Raw genomic sequence first — 3,448 nt, 5'->3', positions numbered from 1 at the left:
CTCGCCTCCGAGCTGACGGTCGTCGACCGCGGCCAGGTCATCGCCGGGGGCGCGATCGAGGCGCTGAAGGCGAAGGTCGGCGGCCGGGCGCTGCGGATCCGCCCGGCCGACCCCACCCACCTGCGGCCCCTGGCCGGCGCGCTGGACGAGCTGGGCATCACCGGGCTCGCCACCACGACCGTCGACACCGACCGCGGTGACGTCCTCGTGCCGATCCTCAGCGACGAGCAGCTGACGGCCGTCGTCGGCGCGGTCACCGCGCGCGGCATCACCCTCTCCGCCATCACCACCGAACTGCCCAGCCTGGACGAGGTGTTCCTGTCCCTCACCGGCCACCGTGCCAGTGCCCCGCAGGACGCCATGCCCGCCGAAGACCTTCAGGAGGCCGCCGTATGAGCGCCGTCACCGTCAACGACGCCGCCGCGGACGCCCGTATCACGCTGCGCGGCCATCTGCGCCACACCGGGGCCCTGATCCGCCGCAACCTGCTGTGGATCCGCAAGGACCCGGAGTCGATGGCCGACGCGCTGCTGATGCCGGTCATCTTCACCCTGCTGTTCGTGTTCGTGTTCGGCGGCTCGATCGGGCAGGCGCTGGGCGGCGGGCAGGACCGGTACGTGCAGTACGTGATCCCGGGCATGATCGCGATGATGAGCATGACGCTGTCCCAGGGCGTCGGCACCGGCTTCAGCCAGGACTTCAACTCCGGTGTCATGGACCGTTTCCGGTCCCTGCCGATCGGGCGCGGTTCGGTGCTGTTCGCGAAGATCTCGGTGGAGCTGCTGCGGATGCTGTTCGCCACCGCCGTGCTGATGATCGTCGCCGTGGCGGTCGGGTTCGAGATCACGAACTGGCCGGGACTGTTCGCGACCGTGGCCCTGTCCACGGCGTTCGCCTCGTCGATCATGTGGGTTTTCCTCACCCTGGGCGTGATCCTGAAGAACGCGCAGTCCGTGCAGGCGATGGGCTTCCTGGTGCTGTTCCCGCTGCAGTTCGGCTCGTCGATCTTCGCGCCGACGACGTCGATGCCGGGCTGGCTGCAGGCCTTCACCGACTACAACCCGCTGTCGACCCTCGCGGACGCCGCGCGCGGCCTGATGGTGGGCGGGCCGGTCGCGCACGACCTGTGGGTGACGCTCGGCTGGTCGGTGGCGATCACGGCCGTGATGGCGCCGATCGCGATCCACAAGTTCCGCACGAAGAACTGACCCGGCGCCCGGTGCGCGTCACAGCAGGGCGGCGGCCTCCTCGGGGGAGAGGCTGCCGCCTTCAGCGTACGCGCTCTCGTACGCCTGGTCTCCGAGCAGCGCCCGGGCCTGCCGCTCCGTCCGCTCGCGGGTCTCGCGCTCCTGCCGCTGGGCGACGTGACGGGGCGGCAGCAGGGCGTCGAAGGCGCCCAGACAACGGGCCGCGTCCTCGGCGCGTCCTCCGCCGTCCATGGCGGCCAGGGCCCGAGCGCCGATGATCAGGTACCCCGAGCGCAAATGGGGCGTGATGGCCTCGGACAGCGGGTCGGCGGCCCGCTCCATCCCCTTGCGGATCCGGCGCAGGCACTCCTCGTACCGCCCCTCCGTGGCGTCCAGCCACGCCTCCGCACCGAGGATGTACGCGTCGAAGACGATGAAGTGGGCGATGCGGAAATCCTGGCGCAGCCGCCGCAGGTGCTCGCGCGCCTCGGGGACGCGGTCCGTCATGCCCAGCCAGCCGGCCAGGAAGAGACGGGCGGCGGGCATGGCCTCGCTGTGCGAGTCCTCGTGCTGGGCGATCACCTCGCGCAGCAGCCGCTCGCCGCGTCCGTCCTCGCCCGCCTCCAGCAGCGCGTTGCCCAGCCGGGCACGCAGGACCGCCGCCTGGGCACGGGCGCCGAGGCGTTCGGCGTGCCCTATGGCCGCTTCGTAGTCGGCGGCGGCCACGGCGTAGTCGCCCTTGCGCTCATGGGCCTCGGCGCGTGCGGAGAGGGCCTCGGCGGTGCCCCAGTCGTCGCCGAGGCGGCGGAAGATCTCCAGTGCCTCGTCGGCGTCGCGGGCGGCGTCGCCCGCCCAGTCGGTGCGGTTGGCCAGGAAGTTGGCCCGCATCTGCAGGCCGGAGGCGAGCTCCCAGTCGAGTCCCGGGGTCTGCCGGCAGGTGCGGATGGACGCGTCGATGATGACGCGCAGCCGGTCCATCTCTCCGGTCAGCATCACGGCGAAGAACCAGAACAGGCCGGGCATGCGGCAGCTCTGCGGAAGGCCGGGCTCGTACGTGGCGGCGATGGCCCGCAGCTTCCGCTGGGACTCCGGGTTCTGCCAGGCGTCCAGCTCGGTGTCCATGCAGGCGAGGTGGGCGAGGTGGATGCCGCGCCGGGCCTCCCACAGGACCTCGCCGGTCATCGGGGGCGGGGCGTCGGTGCAGCGCTCCCACACCGCGGTGGCCGGGCGTACGGGCTCGGTGAAGGGGTCGGGGCCGAGCGCCATGACGTCACGGCACCAGTTGCGGGCCTCGATGCGCAGGTCGCGCATCTGCCAGTACCAGACGAGGGACAGCGCCAGGCACAGCGCCTCCTGCTCGTCGCGCAGGACCACGGCGTGGCGCAGGGCGATGCGCAGGTTCTCGTACTCGCGCTCCAGCCGGTGGATGGCGGCGAGCTGGCCGGGGCCGCGCAGCAACGGGTCGGTGACGCGCGCGAGTTCGCGGAAGTACGTCAGGTGGGCGCGCTCGGTGTCGGCGCGCTGCCCCGACTCGTCCAGCCGTTCGGCGGCGTACTCGGCGACGGTCTCCAGGAGCCGGTAGCGCATCTCCCCGTCGGCGGACTCGCCGGGCGGGGCGGCCACGACCAGGGAGCGGTCCACGAGGGAGCCGAGCGCCTCCAGGGCGGCCGGTCCGCACACGGACTCGGCGGCGGGCAGGTCGCAGCCGCCGGCGAACACCGACAGCCGCCGCAGGACGTCCCGTTCGTCCTCGTCGAGCAGGTCCCAGGACCAGTCGACGACGGCTCTGAGGGTCTGCTGGCGGGGCAGGACGGTGCGGCTGCCGGAGGTGAGGAGACGGAAGCGGTCGTCCAGCCGGTCGGCGATCTGGCGGGGGGTGAGCATCCGCAGGCGGGCGGCGGCGAGTTCGATGGCCAGCGGCAGGCCGTCGAGGCGCCGGCAGATCTCGGCGCACGCGTCGGGGTCGTCCTCGGTGCGGAAGCCGGGCCGGGCCGCGGCGCCCCGGTCGGCGAGCAGCCGCAGCGCGACCGGCTCGGGCAGCGGCTCCACCGGGCGCAGCAACTCCCCCGGCACCCCGAGCGGTTCACGGCTGGTGGCCAGGACGGTGAGGTCGGGGCAGCGTGCCAGCAGCTCCTCGGTGAGGCGGGCGGCGGCGTCGGCGACGTGCTCGCAGTTGTCGAGGATCAGCAGCATGCGGGGCCTGGGGTGAGTTCCCTGGTCAACAGGGAACCCGTGAGGTAGCGAAATCAAGTGATCTTGCT

At 72.6% G+C, this 3,448-nt stretch carries 2 protein-coding genes and 1 pseudogene; 2 read left to right on the top strand and 1 reads right to left on the bottom strand.

Features of this window, described 5'->3' with window-relative positions; translation table 11 throughout:
* Together ABT116_RS41010 and ABT116_RS41005 are read left to right on the top strand one after the other, a co-directional pair.
* Positions 1-396, top strand: a pseudogene (locus ABT116_RS41010) (daunorubicin/doxorubicin resistance ABC transporter ATP-binding protein DrrA); the annotation flags it as partial.
* Entirely contained in the window at positions 393-1,208 is an 816-nt protein-coding gene (locus ABT116_RS41005) for an ABC transporter permease (RefSeq protein ID WP_351645270.1), read from the top strand. The pseudogene ABT116_RS41010 and the gene ABT116_RS41005, both read left to right, overlap by 4 nt.
* Before the next feature lie 18 nt (positions 1,209-1,226).
* On the opposite strand, the gene ABT116_RS41000 is transcribed toward ABT116_RS41005, so the two are convergent.
* Positions 1,227-3,448, bottom strand: a 2,222-nt coding sequence (locus ABT116_RS41000; RefSeq protein ID WP_351645267.1) for an ATP-binding protein, incomplete at its 5' end; no start/stop codon positions are given.

Origin of the sequence: Streptomyces sp. NPDC002130, from assembly GCF_040296465.1 — a bacterium.
Lineage (GTDB): Bacteria > Actinomycetota > Actinomycetes > Streptomycetales > Streptomycetaceae > Streptomyces.
This window is presented reverse-complemented; position numbering and strand designations above follow the sequence as displayed.

Coding starts and splice junctions, on each gene's coding strand:
- ABT116_RS41005 (WP_351645270.1), top strand. CDS start 393: ATGAGCGCCGTCACCGTCAACGACGCCGCCGCGGACGCCCGTATCACG.